This window comes from Nonomuraea rhodomycinica (assembly GCF_013363995.1).
GTDB lineage: Bacteria > Actinomycetota > Actinomycetes > Streptosporangiales > Streptosporangiaceae > Nonomuraea > Nonomuraea rhodomycinica.
This window is the reverse complement of the sequence record NZ_JABWGO010000002.1, coordinates 935543-955171: the sequence shown is the minus strand read 5'-3', so window position 1 is coordinate 955171 and position 19629 is coordinate 935543. Positions and strand designations below refer to the sequence as shown.

The following is a 19629-nucleotide window of genomic DNA, read 5'->3' as shown; positions in this document are numbered from 1 at the left end:
CGACCCGGCCGCACCTCTTGTGTGCGTCCGGGCCGGCGTCGGTGAAGCTACTTGCCCGAGGCCTTCTTGCCGAAGCGCTTCTCGAAGCGGGCCACCCGGCCGCCGGTGTCGAGGATCTTCTGCTTGCCCGTGTAGAACGGGTGGCAGGCGGAGCACACGTCGGCGTGGATGACGCCGTTCTTCGCGGTGCTGCGCGTGGTGAAGGTGTTGCCGCAGGTGCAGGTCACCTGGGTCACGTTGTAGTCAGGGTGGATGTCGCGCTTCATTGCTGTCCTTTCGGGGTGCGGCCGCCGGGTCGCCTGATGACGCGTCGAGCGCGTCGGCGGGAGCCGGAACCGCTACGGGTCAGCTACCAGTGTGCCAGATCCTTCAACCAGCCCAGGCCACACGGCATTCCCCCCGTCCGTATGGCGAATCCTTATGACGGGGTCATGACCGGCGCACTAGGCTCCCCCCGCACAAACCATCACTTACGTCTCATAAGGATTGCGATCAGATGATCAAGGGGATGCGGCTGCTCATGGCGGCCGCTACGGGGGCTGCGCTTCTCCTCGGAGGTGTGCACCTCTCGGCCGCGAACGCGGCCACGGCCGGCCCGGACTTCTCCGGGGCGGCCTCGTCCGACGCGTTCATCCCGCTCGACAAGGACGTCGAGGTGACCGTGACGCTGCAGCTGAAGGACCCGGGGACCGTCAGCGCCGTCAACGGCACCATCACGCCGCCCGGCGGCTCCGAGCGGCCGGTGGGCTTCGACTTCCGGCCGTCCACGGCGGCGGAGACCGCCGTGACCGGCCGGTTCGGCATCGGCAAGGACGACCCCGCCGGCGACTGGCGGATGACCGTCAAGGTCACCCGCAACGGCGCCGTCCGGGACAACGCCTTCACGATCGGCGTCTCGGCCCGGCAGGGCATCCGCGACGCGTCGGTGCGGCCGGACCCGGTGCAGCTCGTCAAGGGCAAGGACGTCAAGGTCTCGGTGCGGGCGGGGGTCACCGACGCCACGTCCGTGTCGGCCAAGCTGATCAGCGACGAGAGCAACGAGGCGTTCGACCTGGGCGACCTCGCGCTCTACTCGGACGGCTCCTACCGCGGTGAGACGTACTTCGCCGACGACACCGCGCCCGGCTCCTGGACGCTGGAGGTGACGGCCACCCGCGGCGGCCAGGCCGTCAAGGGCGTCGCCTCGTTCACCGTGAAGGCCCCCGCCGGGGGCGCGTCCAAGAAGGCGCGGACCAGGGTGACGATCAGCGCCCCGGCCACGGCGGCCAAGGGCCGTCCGATCAAGGTCCAGGGCAAGGTCTACCGGGGCTCCAAGGCGTACCCGGGCAAGCGGCTGGAGGTGTACTTCAAGGCCAAGGGCGCCAAGACGTACAAGCTGCTGGGCTACGCCAAGAGCAACGCCTCGGGCAGGTACGTCAAGACGTACCCGGCCCGCAAGGACGGCTACTTCCGCGTCAAGGTGCCGGGCACGGCCACGGCCCGCAGCGCCCTGTCGCCGCAGGAGTTCGTGGACGTCCGGCCCTGAGGGCGTCCCGCCGGCGGGACACGGGCGGTGCCCGTGGACCGTCGGCGGGCGTCCGTCGTGACCGGCAGGCGGGACGCGCGCGTGACGGGACACGGTCCCTCGCGGCACGGGACCGCCCTGGGACGCGAAAGGGGCGGCCGGGAGGTCCCGGTCGCCCCTTTTCGTCGCGTGCGTCAGTCGCGGTCGTTGCTCACCGTGGTCTTCTGGACCTGCAGGAGGAACTCCGCGTTGGACTTGGTCTCCTTCATCTTCTCCAGGAGAAGCTCCAGAGCCTGCTGCATGTCCAGCGCGTGCAGGACGCGGCGGAGCTTCCAGACGATCTGGAGCTCCTCCTTGGCCATGAGGATCTCTTCCTTACGGGTGCCGGACGCGTCGACGTCCACCGCGGGGAAGATGCGCTTGTCGGCCAGGGAACGGTTGAGCTTGAGCTCCATGTTGCCCGTGCCCTTGAACTCCTCGAAGATGACCTCGTCCATCTTGGACCCGGTCTCGACCAGGGCCGTGGCGAGGATCGTCAGCGAGCCGCCGTTCTCGATGTTGCGGGCGGCGCCGAAGAAGCGCTTGGGCGGGTAGAGCGCCGTGGAGTCGACACCACCGGACAGGATGCGGCCCGAGGCCGGCGCCGCGAGGTTGTAGGCGCGGCCCAGACGGGTGATCGAGTCGAGCAGGACGACCACGTCGTGGCCCAGCTCCACCAGACGCTTGGCCCGCTCGATGGCGAGCTCGGCGACCGTGGTGTGGTCCTCGGCGGGACGGTCGAAGGTCGAGTGGATGACCTCGCCCTTGACCGACCGCTGCATGTCGGTGACCTCTTCGGGCCGCTCGTCCACGAGCACGACCATGAGGTGGCACTCGGGGTTGTTGCGGGTGATCGCGTTGGCGATCGACTGCAGCACCATCGTCTTGCCGGCCTTGGGCGGCGAGACGATGAGGCCGCGCTGGCCCTTGCCGATCGGGGAGACGAGGTCGATGATCCTCGTGGTGAGGATGTTCGGCTCGGTCTCCAGCCGCAGGCGCTCCTGCGGGTAGAGCGGCGTCAGCTTGTTGAAGTCGGGCCGGTTGCGGGCCTGCTCCGGGTCCATGCCGTTGACGGTGTCGAGGCGGACCAGGGCGTTGAACTTCTCGCGGCGCTCGCCCTCGCGCGGCTGCCGGACGGCGCCGGTGATGACGTCGCCCTTGCGCAGGCCGTTGCGGCGGATCTGCGCGATCGAGACGTAGACGTCGTTGCTGCCGGGCAGGTAGCCGCTGGTGCGCACGAACGCGTAGTTGTCGAGGATGTCGAGGATGCCGGCGATCGGGATCAGGACGTCGTCCTCGCCGATCGTGGGCTCGCCGCCCTCGAAGCGGTCGCGGCCACGGCCGCGGTTGCGCTCCCTGAACCGGCCGCGACGACCGCGCCCGCCGCGCTCGTCGTCGTCGCCACCGCGCTGGTCACGGTCACGCTGGTCGCCACGGTCACGCTGGTCGGCGCGGTCGCCACGGTCGCCGCGCTGGTCGCGGCCACCGGCGTCGGCGGCGCGCTGGTCACGGCCGTCGCGACCGTCACGGCCGTCACGGACGTTGTCGCGACCGCCGTCACGGCCGCCGTCGCGGCTGCCGTCACGGCCGCCCTCACCGCGGTCGCCGCGGTCACCGGCGGAGCGGTCGTTGCCGGTGCGCTCGCCACGCTCGCGGCGCTCGCCGCGGCTGCGCCGCTCGCGGCGGCTCTCGCCGCGGTCGCCGCGCGGGTCGCCCTGCGCCGTGTCACCGGACTGCGCGGGCTGCTCGACGGCCGGCTCGGCCACGACGGCCGGAGCGGCGGCGGCCACCGGCTCGGCCGGGGCGGCGGCGGGCTCGGCGGCCTGCGGCGCGGGGTCGTCGGCGGGCTTGACGCGGGAACGTTCCCTGCGGGCCCGGGTGGGGCGCTCAGCCGCGGGAGCCGCTTCCGTCACGGCGGGTGCCTCGGCCACGGGAGCGGGCGCGCTCGCGCCCTCCGCGGAGCCGCCCTGCTTCTCCTGGATGGCCGCGATGAGCTGGCTCTTCCGCATGCGTCCGGTGCCGCTGATGCCCAGCTCGGCGGCCATCTTCTGCAGCTCGGGCAGCACCTTCGCGGACAGGCCGGTGCCGGAGCGACGCGCGCGAGGCTTCGCGGCACGGGAGGGGGTGTCGCCGGACGCCGGCTGCGCAGGCGAGCCTGATGCGTCGGAGAGGAGTTCGGTGGTGTCGCTCAACTAAAAGGTCCTTCCCAGGGGTCGGGCGCCGGTTTCGTTCTGCCGGGCGTCCCGGAGGTGCTTGCGATCCGGAGCAACAGACCGGGTCGGGGTGCACGTTGCGATCTTCGGCCGCCGCTGGGGACGGTCGCCACTCATCGGGAGAGGCTCGTCCAGGCAGCCACAGGCCGGTGGCGCGTGGAAGACACCCCCCAGATTGCTGTCGCCAGCCAGATGTCGAGGTGATTCGAACGCGCAGATCCCCGTCGTCGCCGCCTCGCGTCGGGCCAACCGGGTGTGGGCCAACCGGAGGCGACGGGTTCCGGGGAGACAGCCGCGCTGCCCACGCCTCGCGACGTGAAGCATGATGCAGCGATGTGTGGCTGACAAGCACGCACCCAACAGAGGGGCATCTGGTGCGGCTATCAGCCTAACATCACCAGCGCACACGGCTATTCCCTGGAGGTCTAAAGAGGCATCAGCGTGTCTCGGGAAACTGAACGTTCGCACCGACCTGGTCGACGTCCATTTGCTGGATGTGCCAGTCATTACCCACTTCGGGCGCGATCAAATCCTGCGAATCCGGTGTCGAAAACGCAAGGACCGTGGGACCCGCGCCGGAGACGACGGCGGGCACGCCCGCCGCACGCAGCCGTTCTACCAGGTCCGCGCTCCGAGGCATGGCAGGCGCGCGATAGTGCTGGTGGAGCCGGTCTTCCGTCGCCGCCATGAGCAGCTCCCGATCGGGGCGCTGAGTCAGCGCGGCGATCAGCAACGCGGCTCTGCCGGCGTTGAAGGAGGCGTCCTTGTGGGGCACGTCCTTCGGAAGCAGCCCCCGCGCCTTCTCCGTGGCCAGCCGTGTCGCCGGGACGAGCACGACGGGACGCACCCGCGGGTCGAGGGCCAGCTTCACCATACGCGGTGCGCCGGACTGCTCCATCCAGGCCACGGTGAGGCCGCCCGCGAGGCACGGGGCCACGTTGTCGGGGTGCCCCTCCATCTCGGTGGCCAGCGCGAACACCTCGTCGTCGCCGAACGCGGCGGCCGCGTCGGGCGAGGCGAGCGCGCGGGCGGCGAGGATGCCGGCGCAGATCGCCGCCGACGACGAGCCGAGGCCGCGGGCGTGCGGGATGCGGTTGAGGCAGTTCACCCGGATGCCGGCCGGCTGCGCGACCCCCATGCGGTCGAACGCGCGCCGCATGGTGCTGACGATCAGATGGCCCTCGCCGAGGTCCACCTCGCCCGCGCCCTCGCCGCGCACCGTCACCTCGACGCCGGGCCCGGCGGTCAGCTCCGCCTCCACCTCGTCGTGCAGGCCGACGGCGAGGCCGAGCGCGTCGAAGCCGGGGCCCAGGTTGGCCGACGTGGCCGGCACGCGGATCAGCACGCTACCCATCCGTTCAGGTCTTCCTCTCCACACGCCGCGATCGCGGGCCGGGGTTCCGGCTCGTCCGTGTTGTGACGCGGGTTCCGTGTTGTGACGCGGGTCAGGCCAGGCCGAGGGCCGCGGCCGCCGCGTGGACGTCGATGGGCACCGTGACCGGCGCCGGGGCGCCGGAGATGGCCCAGTCGGGGTCCTTCAGGCCGTTGCCCGTGACCGTGCAGACGATCCGCTGCCCCGGCTCGACGAGGCCCGCGGCGTGCGCCTGGAGCAGACCGGCGACGCTGGCCGCCGAGGCCAGTTCGACGAACACGCCCTCCTCCTGGGCCAGCAGCTTGTACGCGGCGGCGATCTGCCGGTCGGTGACCGACTCGATGGCGCCGCCGGACTCGTCGCGGGCGGCGGTGGCCAGGTCCCACGAGGCGGGGTTGCCGATGCGGATGGCGGTGGCGATCGTGTGCGGGTGGGCGACGGGCGCGCCGGTCACGATCGGCGCGGCGCCGCTCGCCTGGAAGCCGAACATCCGCGGCGCCTTCGACGCCACGCCGTCGGCGAGGTACTCCTTGTAGCCCATCCAGTACGCGGAGATGTTGCCGGCGTTGCCCACCGGGATGCAGTGGATGTCGGGCGCGTCGCCGAGCGTGTCGACGATCTCGAACGCGGCCGTCTTCTGGCCCTGGAGCCGGAACGGGTTGACCGAGTTGACCAGCGCGATGGGGTAGCTGGAGGACAGCTTGCGGGTCATCTCCAGGCAGTCGTCGAACGACCCCTCGACCTGGAGCAGGGTGGCGCCGTGGACGAGGGCCTGGGCCAGCTTGCCCATGGCGATCTTGCCGCGGGGCACGAGCACGGCGCAGGTGAGCCCGGCGCGCACGGCGTAGGCGGCGGCCGAGGCCGAGGTGTTGCCGGTGGAGGCGCAGATGACCGCCTTGGCGCCCTCCTCGACGGCCTTGCTGATGGCCATGGTCATGCCACGGTCCTTGAAGCTGCCGGTCGGGTTGGCGCCCTCGACCTTGAGGTAGACGTCACAGCCGGTGAGGGCCGAGACGCGGTGCGCGGGCACCAGGGGCGTGCCGCCCTCCAGAAGCGTGACGACCGGCGTCTTCGTGGTGACCGGAAGACGCTCTCGGTACTCCTCGATGAGGCCACGCCACGACCTGCTCATGATGACTCCCTGCCTGCGGTGTTGCGCCCGAGTGTACGGGGTGCCGGGGTGCGCCGCCGACCGCCGTCCACAGGCCGGACCGGTCCCGAGGCGGTGGCGACGGGTGTCCCGCATTACAGGAAATTCTCAGCATCTCCCGATAAAGTCTCGGCCAGGGGGTCACCAACATGAACGCGCGTCCTGCCATGACGCAGAACGACTTTTCTCCTTTGCAGCAGCCGGAGCTCGGCGCCTGGACACCTGCCCTGTCCGTGAGCGTGGTGATTCCCGCGCACGGCGGGCCGCACCTGGACCTGACGCTCGCGGCGCTCGCCGCGCAGACGTACCCGGGCCACCTCATGGAGGTGCTGGTCGTGGACGACGGCAGCGAGCCGCCGATCCGCCTGCCGGAGATCCGCCCGGACAACACCCGCCTGGTCCCCGTGGAGACCGGCTGGGGCATCGCCAACGCGGTCAACACCGGGGCCAACGCCGCCGACGGCGAGATCATCCAGCGGCTCGACGCCGACATGGTGCCGTGCCGCGAGCACATCGAGGCGATGGCCCGCTGGCACCACCTCACCGACTACCTGGTCACGATCGGGATGAAGCGGTTCGTCGAGGTGCCGCCGCTCACCCCGGACGAGGTCTTCCGGGCGCGTGACCTGGGAGAGCTGTTCGACCTGGACAAGGCGGTGGCCAGCTCCACGGAGGCGACGATCGCCAAGACCGACGGGCTGCGCAAGAGCCGCAACCCGTACCACGTGTGCACCGGGCCGACGGTCGCCATGCCGCGCGAGGTCTTCCACGCCGTGGGCGGACTCGACCCCACCGTGCTGCGCGGCGAGGACACCGAGTTCGCCTACCGGCTGGCCATGCACGGCGTGGTGTTCGTCCCCGACATGGAGGCGCGGGCCGTCCACCTGGGGCTGCCCGCCCAGCACCGCGACCGCGAGCGTGCCGTCCGGGCCGTCGGGCCGTACCTCGCGCACCGCGTCCCACTCCGCCGCGACCTGCGCAAGGACCGCGGGCGGCGGTGGCTGGTGCCGTACGTCGAGATCGTGCTGGACGTGACGGACACCTCCGAGGCCGTCGTCCGGCAGGCCGTGTCCGCCGCGCTGGACGGCAAGCTCCACGACGTGGTGGTGACGCTGGTCGGGCCGTGGTCGCTGCTGCGCGAGGGACGGCGGTCGGTGCTCGGCGACCCGTGCTTCGAGCTGCGGCTGATGCGTGACCTGTTCTCCCACGACGACCGGATCAGGCTGATCGACGAGGCCGCGCCCACGCCCGCCCCGGCGCCGTTCCGCTACCGGGGGCCGGTGGACGTGCCGCTGCACCGCGCGACGCTGGAGCGCATGGTCGAGGACGTGCAGAAGGACCTCACGGGCGTGCTCGTCGTGGACCTGCCCGACGGGCGCTCGGCGCGGCTCGAACGCACCTCCGCGCTCGGCCGGGCGCTGCTGCTGACCGAGCCGGGCGGCGACCTGGACGAGGTCATCGCGACCACCCACGGCGTGCGGCACGTGGCGCCGGACCGCTACTGGCCGCCGGCCGCTCCCCCGTCCTCCGCCGCTCCCGGCGCGCCGGCCTCGGGCTCCGCCACGTCGGCCTCGGGGTCCGGCGCCTCAGGGGCCGGGGCCTCGGAGTCCGGGGGCGCGGGATCTGGGGGCGCGGAGGAGGCCCGGGTCGCCAAGCCGGCGGCGTCGGCCAAGGCCGCGCCGGCCGCGGTTCACGCGCCGGCCTCGGCGGAGGGTGAGCGGTCTCTGCTCGGCCGCCTCAAGTCCGCCCTCCGCTCGGGCTGACGTCCTCTCGGGGGACGCGGGTGAGGTGAGAGGGCGGTCTGCCCAGGGGCGCGCGTGAGTGCTTCGGGTCGGCCGTCCGCGCAGCCTGACGCCCTTTCGCCCGCGCGTCGCGCCGCTCCCCCGGGCGTCCTTTCCGAGCGTGCCGCGCCCGGGCAGGAGGCTCGGCGGCAGGCCCGAGCGGGCAGGACCGAAGCGGTTGAGGACGCACGCCCGAAGAATCGGGCGCGCGGAGGAACGCTGGAGCGCCGTACGCCCAAGGCGCAGGGATCAGGTGCGCGGGCGTTTGCCCAGGGCGCGTTTGACCGTGATGGACAGCAGCGCGCGCATGCCCTGCTGGGCGCGGTTGGCGGCGGCGAGCTGACGGCGCAGGCCGCTGAGCTCGCGGCGCAGCTCGACCGTGTTCTTGCGCCACCGGCCGGCCTCGTCGCGCCACTTGCCCACCTGGCCGCGCAGCCGTTCGACCTCCTTGGTCAGCCGCGCGATCTCCGCCTGCGCCTCGGCACGGGCCCGCAGGGCGCTGCGGCGGCCGGTGAAGGCCGTGGGCTCGGTGGTGAAGGCGTACGTCTCCCCCTCGACCCACGTCACGCCCGCCACCTCGTCCACCACGTCGTCGAGGTCCTCGCCGGGCCGTGCGACGACGCGGGCGCGGGCGAAGGCGGCGGTGCGTTCGAGCCGGGCCGCCACCACCCCGTGGGGCGACTCCTCCAGCAGCACGCTGACCAGGCCCAGGCCCTCGTCGCGGCACAGGTCGAGCAGCCGGGCGAGGCTGTCCTCCCCCGGCGACCAGCCCGGCGGCAGGCGCAGCACGTACGGCACGGCCGGGTCCGCCTCGGCCGCCTCGGCCAGCCGTACCCGGCCCTCGTGCCGGTAGTGGCCGTGGACGAGCACCAGGTCGAGCTCCGGATCGGTGAGCGGGGCGCGGCGCTCGCGCTCCAGCGACTCCCACGGCCCGGTGACGACGACCGACAGGTCGGCCACCGTGCCGGCGAGCAGCGCGTCCACCGTGGCGCGCACGCTCTCGTACCCGGCCGTGCCGTCGACCACGGCGGTGACGTACGGCACCTTCCACTGGCGGCCCGGATGCGAGCGCAACCACCGGTAGGAGGGGATCCGGTCGGCCACGAACGCGTGGCTGACCCGGTCGATGCTCGCCTTGTCGCGCATGCGCATGGTCGGCCCGAGGTGGTAGGCGCGGGCCCGCGGCTCGGGCACGAACACCGCACCGGCCTGGGCCAGCCGGTAGCCCATCTCGGTGTCCTGGCCGAGGACGAGGTCGTCGTCCATCGGCCCGGCCGCCTCGATCAGCCGGGCCGCGACCGAGGTGGCGCCGCCGACGTGCAGGCTGAAGGGCCGCTGCGGGTTGTCCGTCAGGCCGTCGGTGCGCTCGACGAGGTCGACGATCCAGCCGTGCGGTTCGGCCGGCTCGAACGCCTCCTCCAGGTCGTCGGGCAGCTCGGCGGGCACGGCCGCGCCGGTGAAGCGGATGTAGCCGGTCACCACGAGGTAGGGCGCGGCGTGGTGCCAGCGCATGTGGGCCTCGACGGCGTCCGGCATCAGCAGCACGTCGGAGTCGAGCCAGTGCACGACGTCGCCGCCCGCCTCGGCCAGCCCGGCGTTGCGGGCCGCGGCCCGGCCGGGGGCGTCGCAGGTGATCAGGCGGGTGCCGGGCGGCCGGACGGCCGGCAGGCGCAGCGGGGGCGCGCTGCCGTTGTCGACGACCACGACCTCCGTGAGCTCGGCCGGGTAGGTCTGCCGGGCGAGCGCGGCCAGCGCCAGGTCCAGCTTGTCCTGGTTGTCGTACGCGGGGACGATCACGCTGACGCGCAGGCTGGGCGTGAAGTCCTCGGCCGGCCGCAGGACGCGGTAGTCGTTGCCACGGACCCGCACGCCGGTTCCGTCCTGGCTCATGCCGCCTCCACCCGCGCGTCCGTCTCGTGCTCCATGAGCAGGCTCGGCCGGAAACCGCGCCACTGGCTGGTGGCCACCTTGAGGAAGTGGGCGAGCGGGAGCTGCCAGGTGTGCGCCCCGCTGAGCCCGCGCCGGAGCACGTAGCCGAGGCCGTGGGTGCGGTAGACGCGGGCGCCGGCCTCGGTGGCGGCCTTCAGGAAGTCGCGGTCGACGGCCCGAGGCTGCGCGGGGAACCCGCCGATGCGCCGGAAGTCCTCGCGGGAGACCAGGATCGTGCCGCCGGCCACGTGGTCGGACCACACCTCGCTGCGGTACGCGGCGCCGCTGGCGAACGCGCTGCGCCGGATCGTGGCCCGCAGCGGCTCCAGGTAGAAGAACTCGCCGGAGGTGCCGGTCACGTCGGCGCCGGAGTAGGTCAGGGCCATGACGAGGTCGGCGAGGTGGTCGGGGCCGTACCAGTCGTCGTCGTCCCACTTGGCCAGGTAGCGGCCGCCCGCCAGCGCCGCCGCCTCGTTGAGCACCGTGCCGAACGGCACCTCGGCGGGCATCTCCTTCCAGGCGACGGGCAGCGGGAGGTCCTCGACCGCCCGGCGCACGCTCTCGTACGGCACCCCGTGCAGTCCCAGGACCACCTCGACCTCGGCCCCGCGCTGGCGGGCGATCTGGGCGAGCGCGCCGGGCACCAGCTCGGGCCGCTTGGTGGCCATGACCACGCTGACCGACGGTGTCCCGGCGGGGCGGTGGGCCAGGCGGCGCAGCCGCACGCTGTGCTCCTCGCGCCGCAGGTCGGCCAGGCAGCGGACCGTGCCGTCGGGCTCGTGGGCGAGCCAGGAGCGGTCGGTGAGCAGGGCCGCGAGGTCGGCGGGCACCCAGGCGGGGGCGCCGGCGGCGGTGAGCGGGACCCCGGCGGCGGCCAGCCTCAGGACGTCGTCGAGCGGGACCGGGCCGTCGGGCCAGTCGATCTCCAGGCCGCGCAGCGGGCGCAGGGCGGCGATGTCGGGCGGCTGCGTGCGTGTCGAGGCCGGCGGCGCCTCTGAGGTCTCGGGGCGCGGCCCGTCGGTCGCCCACCCGGCGCCGCTCCAGCGGAGCCGGGCGAGCCCCTGATCCGGCGTGCGCGTGAATCCGCAGGGGGTGACGGACATGCGTGCGGTGCTCCTCGGCCGGGGGGACTCAGATCGGCGCCTACCTTACGCCCGTTTGACTGACACCAAGGCCGGTGGCTCATGGGCGGCCGAGTGATCTCCCAGCTTGGAAAGGATCTTTCTCAGATTGTCTCCAGGAACTTATGGCAACGTAGTGCTGAATGTTGATTAAGGTGTCAATAAATCCTGACGCCTGATATGTCCATGTCGACGAAAGGTTTGCGCGGATGCTCTCGCCTCGCCGTCTGGCAGCGGCCGCCGCGGTCCTCGGAGTCCTGGCCGTCGCCGCCCTCGTGCTGCTCGTCCTCGGCGGGCTCGTGACCGTGGGCGCCGCGGCGGCGACGGGGGCGTTCCTGATCGCGCTGTCCGCCCTCGCCCTTCTCGTGGTCCTCGTGCGCCGCCTCGACGGCAAGGCACAACGCATCGACCTGCGGGTCAAGAGGCACGAGAGCGAGCTGGCCAAGACCCTCACCGCCCTCAGGCGCGTCGAGACGCGGCTCGACCGGCTGAGCGCCGCGGTGGAGCAGGCGTCCGCACGGCGCGAGGAGGACCTGTCCGCGATCCTGGCCTCGCTCGGCGAGGACCGCGTGAACGCCATGGTGCGCGCCCGCGAGGTCGAGGAGCTGCGCGAGGAGGTCCGCGCGCTGGCCAAGGGACCGGTATGAACAAGCCCGCCGGTACGAACAAGACGGCCGATGCGAGCCACACCGCCGGTACGAGCCGGGCGGCACGTGTCCCCCGCGTCAGGCACAACGACTACGGCATCCTGGAGCCCCCGGCCCTCGGGACGTGGCGGCCGGAGCTGACCGTCTCGGTGGTGATCCCGGCCCACGGCCGCCAGGAGGACCTGGAGCGCACCGTGGCGTCCCTGGCCGCGCAGACGTACCCCGCCGAGCTGGTCGAGGTGGTCGTCGCCGACGACGGCAGCGAACCGCCCCTCGACGTGCCGGGCGCCCGCGTGGTGCGGGTCACCGACGGCTGGGGCCGGGGCGCGGCGCGGGAGACCGGCCGGCTCGCCGCCACCGGCGACGTGGTCCACTGGCTCGACGCGGACATGGTCCTCGCGCCCGCGCACCTCGAGGCGCACATGCGCTGGCACCACCTCATCGACCACGCCGTGGTGATCGGCGACACCCGGTTCGTGGACGCGCCGGGCGAGGAGGGCGTCCAGTCGGAGTACACGCGCGAGACCCTGGAGTCGACGCGCATGCTGAAGGACGCCGGCGCCGGGGCGTACCTGCTGCACACGGGCGCCTCCAGCTCCGTGCGCGCCGACCTGCTGCGCGCCGCGGGCGGCGTGGACGCCGGGCTGAACATGGCCGAGGACACCGAGCTCGGCTACCGGCTCGCCCAGGCGGGCGCGGTGTTCATCCCCGACCCGGAGGCCCGCGCGGAGCACGTCGGCCCGTCCACGGTCATGCGGCGCGAGAAGGACGTGCACCGGCACAACTGGTCCTACCTGGGCGACCTGGTGCCCGAGCTGCGCTGGCTGCGGGCGCACCCGCACCGCCACTGGCGCGTGCCGTACGTGCGGGTCGTCGTGCCGGCGACCACGTACGAGGAGACGCGCGGCGCGGTGGACGCGGTCCTGGCGGGCACGCCCGCCGACACCGCCGTCACGATCACCGGCCCGTGGGGGGAGCTCACGGACGGGCGGCGCGACTGCCTGGACGAGCCCCTGCTGGACGCCCGCCTCCTCACCCACCTCTACCGGTACGAGCCGCGCGTCCGCTTCGCCGAGGACGAGCCGCTCTCCGCGGCTCCCACGCCGTTCCTGCTGCGGCTGCCGGCCGGCTGGGCGCCCGGCGCCGACACGCTGTCCCGGCTCGTCCGGCTGGCGGACGCCGACCTGCTCGGCCTGGTCTGCGTGGCCCTGGCGGAGTCGCCGCGGGGCGTGGTCGCGGCACGGCTGGAACGCACGGCGGCCTTCGCCCGGGCGGCCCGCCTCAACGGCGCGGACGACGACCTGGTGGACGAGATGTTCGGGTCGCTGTGGGTGAGCGGGGCCGAGTACGGGTTCGTCCCCGTCGCCGAGGCGGAGTCGCCGGCCGGTGACGCCGCCAGGTGGCGGGCCGTCGCCGCCGAACGGCTGGCGGCGGTCAAGAGCCTGAAGGCCGAGGTCGAACGGCTGTCGGCCGAGGTGGAGCGCCTGTCGGCCGAGGCCGGCGCCGAGTCCGGTGAGCAGGGGCGGCTGACCTCGCTCATCAGGCACCTGAGGAGCGCGGGATGATCGCGGAGTTGCTGGCGGAGATGCCGGGGGCCCGGGTCTTCCTCGCGGGGATCACCGCCGCCGACCTGCCCCGCTCCCCGTCCGGGGCTCGGTCCGGGAGCCCCTCCGGGGACGGCTCGACCGGCGTGACCGAGCCCGTGGACCTCGACCGGGACCTGCTGGAGCCCCTGTCCGCCGCCGAGCAGGCCGTGGAGGTGCTGGTGCTCGCCCGCACGCCCGCCGACCTGCGGCGCGCCGCCACCCTGCACAAGCTGCTGCCGGAGACGCGCCGCGTGGTCGTCGCCGTCCTGGACACCCCGCCCGCGCATCCGGCGCCGGTGCCCACGCCGACGCCCGCGCACCGCTGGCGCTCGCTGTCGGACCTGCGGGTCCACCGGCCCAAGGACAGGGTGTGGGTGGTGGACGCGCACTTCTCGGCGCCCACGCCCGCCGGCCGTACCGTGGCCGCGACCTCCCGCGCGTTCGCCGGGCACCGGCTCGACGTGATCGGCGCGCCCGCCGCGGCCATCGCGGGCGTCGGCGCCGCCGACTGGCGGCCCGGCGACCCCAACGCCACCCCCGCCGAGATCGCCGGCCCCGTGCCGGAGCGGGTCGGCGCCCCCGGCGGCGACGTCGTCCTGCGCACCTCCGAGACCGCGCCCGCCGCGCCGCCCGGGGACGGCTCGCGCGGCTGGGCCGGCGACGAGCGGCCCGTCGAGCGGCCCATGGCGGGGGCCGCCACCTGGGAACGGCTCGGCCGTCCGGGCGGCGCCGCGCTGCCCCTCGCCGACCCCGACGTGCTCGCCGAGCCGTCGATGATCCCGCCCGTCGACGAACGCCTGGTCAACCCGCAGGGCTTCGTCACCACCCCCGCACGCGGCGTGGCCTCGCTGGAGGAGCGCGACGGCCGCTGGGCGGTGGTGCTCGACGGCAAGGCGGTGACGACGTTCGCCGAGTCGGGCGGCGTCACGGACGCCGACGTGGCCAGGCTCCGGCAGGTCCGCGGCGTCGAGGTGGACTGGCGGCGCGCCCACAGCGGGCCGCTCGCCGCCGTGCGGGTGCTGGCGGGGCTCGCCGCGGCCGGCGTCCCGCTGGTCGCCGAGTCGGTGCCGCGCTGGGCGGGCGGCCTCGGCGACGACCTCGTCGCCCTGCTGACGAGCCGTCCCGACCTCTCCGACGACCTGCGGCGCGAGGAGTACAGCGTCCGGCTGCGCCGCCGGGCCCTGCGCACGCACGGCGTCGCGGCCCGCTGGGAGCAGCTCGGCGCGCCGGCGCCGACGCCGCCGCTCACGTCCGTGCTGCTCGCGACCCGCCGCGCCGACATGGTGGGCTTCGCGCTCCGGCAGGCCGCCCGGCAGCGCGGCGCGCCGCTCGAAGTGGTGCTGGCCCTGCACGGCGTGCCGCGCGGCCATCCCGACGTGGCCGCGGCGATCGCCGCCCACGACGGGCCGCTGACCGTGTACGAGGCCGACGGGCGGGAGATCTTCGGCGAGGTGCTCAACCACGCCGCCGCCCGCGCGTCCGGCTCGTTCCTGCTCAAGATGGACGACGACGACTGGTACGGCCCGGACTTCCTGTCGGACCTGCTGCTCGCCCACTCCTACTCGGGGGCGCAGGTGGTGGGGACCGTGCCGGAGTTCGTCTATCTGGCCTCGATCGACGTGACCGTGCACCGCAGCCAGGTGACCGAGCAGATCACCAGCTTCGTCGCGGGCGGCACGATCCTGGTGGAGCGGTCGGCGTTCCAGGCCGTGGGCGGGTTCCGGCCGCTGCGCCGGTCGGTGGACACGCAGTTCCAGGAGGCGCTGCAGGCCGCGGGCGGGCAGATCTACCGCACCCACGGCCTCGGCTACGTCCTGCGCCGCGGGCCCGCGGCCAACCACACGTGGCAGGAGCCGATCGGCACGTTCCTGCAGCGCAACAAGAGGCAGTGGCGTGGCTTCCGCCCCAGCGCCCTCATGGAGCTCGACCGGAGCGCCGCATCATGACCCTCATGGAGCCCGACCGGAGCAGCACATCGTGACCCTCATCCCGCGCATCCGGCGGCAGGACTTCGGCGTGCTCACCCCGCCGCCCCTCGGCGGCTGGACGCCGGCCCTGACCGTCACCGTCGTCATCCCCGCCCACGACTGCCAGGGCACCCTCGACCTCACCCTCGCGGCGCTGTCGGCGCAGACGTACCCGGCCGAGCTGATGGACGTCGTCGTCGTGGACGACGGCAGCCCGGAGCCGCTGCGCCTGCCCGAGACCGTGCCCGACGGCACCAAGCTCATCTCCAGCCCGCCGGGAGGCTGGGGACGGGCCTGGGCGCTCCAGGCCGGCCTCGACGCCGCCTCCGGCGAGGTCGTGCTGGTGCTGGACGCCGACATGGTGCCCCACAGCACCCACGTGGAGGCCCAGCTCCGCTGGCACCACCTCGCCCCGTACCTGGTGGTGCTGGGCTGGATCGACTTCACCGACCCCGAGCGGCTGCCGCGGCCCGAGGAGGTCCGCGCGGCCCTGCTGGCCGGCGAGGAGCGGAGCCTGTTCCCGCTGGCGCCGGAGCGCCACGACTGGGCCGAGCAGATCATCCAGGACCACGACGGGCTGCGCACCGCGCCCAGCTCGCTGGCCACGCGCATCCACGTCGGGGCGACGGCCTCCTACCCCGCCGGGCTGCTGCGCTCCATCGGCGGGCTGGACACCTCGCTCGTGCTGGCGGAGGACACCGAGCTCGGCTACCGGCTCACGCAGGCGGGCGCGGTCTTCGTCCCGGACCCGCGGGCGCGGGCCTGGCACGTCGGGCTGCCCACGGCCATGCGCGACTTCGCCGCGCTCAAGCGCTACAACGACCCGTACGTCGCCGACCGGGTGCCGTACCGGCGCTACCTGCGCACCGACCCGGGCCGGCAGTGGCGGGTGCCGTACGTGGACGCGTACGTGCCGGCCGGGGCCTACGAGGACGTGCGGGCGAGCGTGGACGGGCTGCTCGGGGCGAGCCTGCCCGACATCCGGGTCACCGTCGAGGGACCGTGGACGTCCCTCGGCGAGGGGCGCCGCTCCCCGCTCCGCGACCCCGACCTGGACCTGCGGCTGATCCGGGCGCAGTTCGCCCACGACCCCCGGGTCCGCCTCGCCCCTCCCCCCGCCGATGCCGGGCCCGCTCAGGAGCCGGCACAGGGCTCGCCGCCGGTCGTGCCGCCGTTCCGGCTGCTCGTGCCGCCCGGCTGGGTGCCGTCGCCGGACGCCGTGGAGCGGCTGGTGGGGCGGCTGGAGGAGACCGACGGCGGCGTCCTGTGCCTGGCGCTGGACGAGACCGAGGACGGCGTGGTGGTCGCCCGACTGGAGCGGACCGCGGCCCTGTCGCGCGCCGCCCTGGTCGCCGGGCCCGGTGAGCACCTGGACGACGTCCTGGACGAGGTGTTCGGCCTGGAGTGGCTGGACGGCCGCGCGTGGGGCTTCGCGCGCCGCCCGGCGCTCTACCCGCCCCGCAGGCGCCCGGCGCCCGAGCACGTCGTCCAGCTCGCCCAGCGCGACAAGGAGATCCTCCTGCTGCGCAAGCGCGCGGCCGCGCTCCGGACCGAGCTGGCCGAGCAGCGCCGGCTGGCCGGCAAGGCGGCCAGGGACGCGGCGCGCTGGCGGCAGAAGGCCGAGGAGTGGCGGCGCAAGGCCGTGGCGCTGTCCCGCTCGCGGGAGCGCACGGTCCTGCGCCGGGCCGTGCGCCGCGTCCGCGGCCTCACCTCTCCCGCGGACACCTGATCCGCGGGCCCATTATCGGTGTGGGCCGGAGTCCTCAGGCAGCGGGTGCGGCCAGCCGGTGCAGCCGCTCGTTGATCTTGTAGTAGAGATCGCCGAAGCGGTCGGCGGTCAGCCCTTCCATTCCCGGGTCCGTCCGCAGCACGGTCATGGCCTTCGTCGCCCTGTCGATCCTGAAGAGCTGGTCGCCGAGCGTGCCGTACACGTGGCCCGGGTCCTGGGGCACGGTCAGCAGCACGCCGTCACGCCAGGCCAGGCTCGGCTTGTTCGCGTAGTCGGGCTCCGGGAACAGCCGTTTCGCCGTGATCGCGTCGGGCCGCGCCGGGTCGAGGGTGATCAGCGAGCCGCCCGCCAGACCCCAGAGCTCGCCGTCCACCTCCGCGAGCGCGGTGACGGCCGTGGGCGCCGTCAGCGGGAGCGGATGCGTGCGCACCGCGCCCGTGGCCGGGTCGTAGGAGAACAGCGTGGCCGAGGCTCCCGGCGCGTACACCGGATCGACGCCCAGGGCGCCGCGCGTGGAGGTGCCGCCGAACACCTTGCCCCCCGCGTAGGCCAGCGAGACGACGGACTGGTCCCGCACCACGCAGAGGGTCCGCCCGCCCGCGCCCTCCTTCCAGACGGTGAGGGCGCCGCTGCGCTTGCCGTACTTCGGGACCGTGCCCATGTAGACGGTGCCGTCGGGGCCGCCGGCCAGCGCGTACGGCCGGTCCTGGGGCGGCGGCCCCTCGCCCGGCTCGCAGTCGTCGGCCTTGTCGCCCGCCTCGCCGCCGGTGTACCGGAGCGTGGGCGGCCAGCCGCCCGCGGGATCGTGGCTGTAGAGCCGGGCGGACGGGTAGACGCCGATGTAGAGCCGCCCCTGGTGCGCCAGCAGGCTGTCGGTCTGGTGGAGCCCGGCGAGCGTGCCGGTGTCCGGCCGGTCGTCGTCGCCGTCGCCGCGCAGCGGGTCGTAGACGCCGGTGCCGCCCGTCAGGTAGCCGCCGGTGTAGATCCGGCCGTCGGGCCCGGCGCCGAGCGCGTTGATCGCGGCGGGCAGCACGGGGGTCCCGGCGACGACCCGGCTGCTCCAGGCGCCGCTCGCGGGGTCGTACTTGAAGATCCGCGTGCCGTCGGAGGCCGCGCCGAGGCCGACCAGCGTGCCACCGTCCCAGGTGTAGCCGGTGACGTCGAGCGCGGGCCGGACGGAGGTCGCCTGGACGGTCCGGCTCTCCACGTCGTACGAGTGGAGCAGGCCGTCGCGGACGAACCAGACCCGCCCGTCGCGGGCCGGCGAGTGGTGCAGGTCCACGTCGCCGATCGCCGCGTCGGTGGTGGCGGTGTACGAGCCGTCGGCCTGGCGGGCGACCCGCAGGACGAGCAGGGTGCGGTCGATCCAGGCGAACAGCCTGCCGCCGGTCCAGGTGAGCCCGCCCACCATCGAGTTGTGCGCGTAGGCGGCCGGGAGGAGGTTGTCGGTCCGCCCCGTGACGTTGTCGTACCTGACCAGGCCGGCGTTCGTGCCGGTGCCCAGGTAGGTGGCGTTCGCGTCCGGGTCGTGGGCGAGGCTGCGCACGTACTGGGCGCCCGCCACGATCGGCACCGTCCCGATGGTGGTGAAGGCTCCGTCGTCGTACTTGAAGTAACGGCCGTCGTTGTACGTGCCCCCGTACACCTTGCCGCCCGCTCCGGGTTCCAGGTCCCAGATGAACGAGTACCCGCCCTCGGCCCGCCCGAGGTCGGTGACCGCGGCCTCGCCGGGGACGTACCGGTAGAGCTTGGAGTTGGGGTAGGTGCCCAGGTAGATCCTGCCGTCGGTGGCCGTGGCCGCGGCCCAGCCGCCGACGGTCGGCGTCGCGGCGGAGTCCGGAATGGTGATCTTCCTGGTCACGCGCTCGGTGGCCACGTCGACCACGGCGAGCTGCGGGTTGGCGTCGGCGGTGCCGGTGTAGAGGGCGTACGCGCTGCCGCCCGCGAACGTGGTGGCGTTGGGGACGCTGCTCTCGATCTGGACGCCGAGGTCGGTGACGTCCTTGGTGATCAGCACCTCGTCCCAGTAGGCGGTGCCCACGTCGGCCACGCCCGAGTAGATGAGCGCCGAGACGGTGGCGGTGCCGGCGGGCGCGACGCCCTCGGCGGTGACGTGCTTCCACTGTCGGCCGGTCGCGGACCCGTTCGCGCCGCTGGAGCTCGCGAGCAGCTTGCCGGAGGCGTCCCGGAACCGCAGGTACAGGTAGGCGGTGCCGCTGTCGGCCCAGACCTGGGCGTGGAGGGTGTACCGGGTCCCCGCCGTGGCGGGCAGACCGGGCATGCTCTCGCGGCCGTAGGCGGCGCCGGGGTCACCGTCGGTGACGCGCGCGGCGGTGCGCCCGTCCCAGGTCACGGGATCGACGCCGCCCGGGGTGTGGGAGCCGCTCCAGCCGGTCAGGCCGGCGTCGAAGCCGCCGTTGACGATCCGCAGATCCGAGGCGGATGCCGGGGCGGACGGCGTCGCGAGCAGGGCGGCGAGGAGCGCGGCCGCCGCGGTGACGGCCAGGGCGCGTCCGACGCGCCCGCATGGAACCCGCCTCGCCAAGGGTCCCTCCACGGAGATCTGCACGGCACCACCTCCAGAGGTGTTC

At 74.0% G+C, this 19629-nt stretch carries 13 protein-coding genes; 6 read left to right on the top strand and 7 right to left on the bottom strand.

Features of this window, described 5'->3' with window-relative positions; translation table 11 throughout:
• Positions 1 to 47 precede the first annotated feature (47 nt).
• Positions 48 to 266, bottom strand: a complete 219-nt coding sequence (rpmE, locus tag HT134_RS15310; protein WP_175600986.1) for a 50S ribosomal protein L31 — start codon at positions 264 to 266, stop codon at positions 48 to 50.
• 230 nt (positions 267 to 496) lie between these two features.
• Between rpmE and HT134_RS15305 the strand changes: the two genes are divergently transcribed.
• Positions 497 to 1525, top strand: a complete 1029-nt coding sequence (locus HT134_RS15305; RefSeq protein WP_175600985.1) for a hypothetical protein — start codon at positions 497 to 499, stop codon at positions 1523 to 1525.
• Between the two features lie 173 nt (positions 1526 to 1698).
• Here HT134_RS15305 and rho read toward each other — a convergent pair whose 3' ends face one another.
• From rho to thrC, 3 genes are all read right to left on the bottom strand, one after another.
• The gene (rho, locus tag HT134_RS15300) at positions 1699 to 3735 is read right to left on the bottom strand and encodes a transcription termination factor Rho (RefSeq protein WP_175600984.1); all 2037 of its coding nucleotides are present in this window, start codon (positions 3733 to 3735) and stop codon (positions 1699 to 1701) included.
• 457 nt (positions 3736 to 4192) lie between these two features.
• Complete coding sequence (gene thrB, locus HT134_RS15295) at positions 4193 to 5110, bottom strand: homoserine kinase (RefSeq protein ID WP_175600983.1); 918 nt, start codon at positions 5108 to 5110, stop codon at positions 4193 to 4195.
• Between the two features lie 91 nt (positions 5111 to 5201).
• Positions 5202 to 6260, bottom strand: coding sequence for a threonine synthase (gene thrC, locus HT134_RS15290; RefSeq protein ID WP_175600982.1), 1059 nt, complete (start codon positions 6258 to 6260; stop codon positions 5202 to 5204).
• A 167-nt stretch (positions 6261 to 6427) separates the two neighbouring features.
• On the opposite strand from thrC, the gene HT134_RS15285 reads away from it, so the two are divergent.
• On the top strand, positions 6428 to 8041 hold the full coding sequence (locus tag HT134_RS15285) for a glycosyltransferase family 2 protein (protein WP_246364394.1): 1614 nt from the start codon (positions 6428 to 6430) through the stop codon (positions 8039 to 8041).
• A 267-nt stretch (positions 8042 to 8308) separates the two neighbouring features.
• On the opposite strand, the gene HT134_RS15280 is transcribed toward HT134_RS15285, so the two are convergent.
• Together HT134_RS15280 and HT134_RS15275 are read right to left on the bottom strand one after the other, a co-directional pair.
• The gene (locus HT134_RS15280) at positions 8309 to 9949 is read right to left on the bottom strand and encodes a glycosyltransferase family 2 protein (protein ID WP_175600981.1); all 1641 of its coding nucleotides are present in this window, start codon (positions 9947 to 9949) and stop codon (positions 8309 to 8311) included.
• Complete coding sequence (locus HT134_RS15275) at positions 9946 to 11091, bottom strand: glycosyltransferase family 2 protein (RefSeq protein WP_175600980.1); 1146 nt, start codon at positions 11089 to 11091, stop codon at positions 9946 to 9948. The genes HT134_RS15280 and HT134_RS15275 overlap by 4 nt, the downstream gene beginning before the upstream one ends.
• 227 nt (positions 11092 to 11318) lie before the next feature.
• Here HT134_RS15275 and HT134_RS15270 point away from each other — a divergent pair, with 227 nt between their 5' ends.
• Genes HT134_RS15270 through HT134_RS15255 form a run of 4 tightly spaced genes read left to right on the top strand, consistent with a single transcriptional unit; the run spans position 11319 to position 17038 of the window.
• Complete coding sequence (locus HT134_RS15270) at positions 11319 to 11756, top strand: hypothetical protein (RefSeq protein ID WP_175600979.1); 438 nt, start codon at positions 11319 to 11321, stop codon at positions 11754 to 11756.
• Complete coding sequence (locus HT134_RS15265) at positions 11753 to 13321, top strand: glycosyltransferase family 2 protein (RefSeq protein ID WP_175600978.1); 1569 nt, start codon at positions 11753 to 11755, stop codon at positions 13319 to 13321. The genes HT134_RS15270 and HT134_RS15265 overlap by 4 nt, the downstream gene beginning before the upstream one ends.
• Positions 13318 to 15288, top strand: coding sequence for a glycosyltransferase (locus tag HT134_RS15260; protein ID WP_175600977.1), 1971 nt, complete (start codon positions 13318 to 13320; stop codon positions 15286 to 15288). Before HT134_RS15265 ends, HT134_RS15260 begins: the two co-directional genes overlap by 4 nt.
• A 31-nt stretch (positions 15289 to 15319) precedes the next feature.
• Entirely contained in the window at positions 15320 to 17038 is a 1719-nt protein-coding gene (locus HT134_RS15255) for a glycosyltransferase family 2 protein (protein WP_175600976.1), read from the top strand.
• 34 nt (positions 17039 to 17072) lie between these two features.
• Here the strand turns inward: HT134_RS15255 and HT134_RS15250 are convergent, their stop codons facing one another.
• Positions 17073 to 19583, bottom strand: a complete 2511-nt coding sequence (locus tag HT134_RS15250) for a ligand-binding sensor domain-containing protein (protein WP_175600975.1) — start codon at positions 19581 to 19583, stop codon at positions 17073 to 17075.
• Positions 19584 to 19629 lie beyond the last annotated feature (46 nt).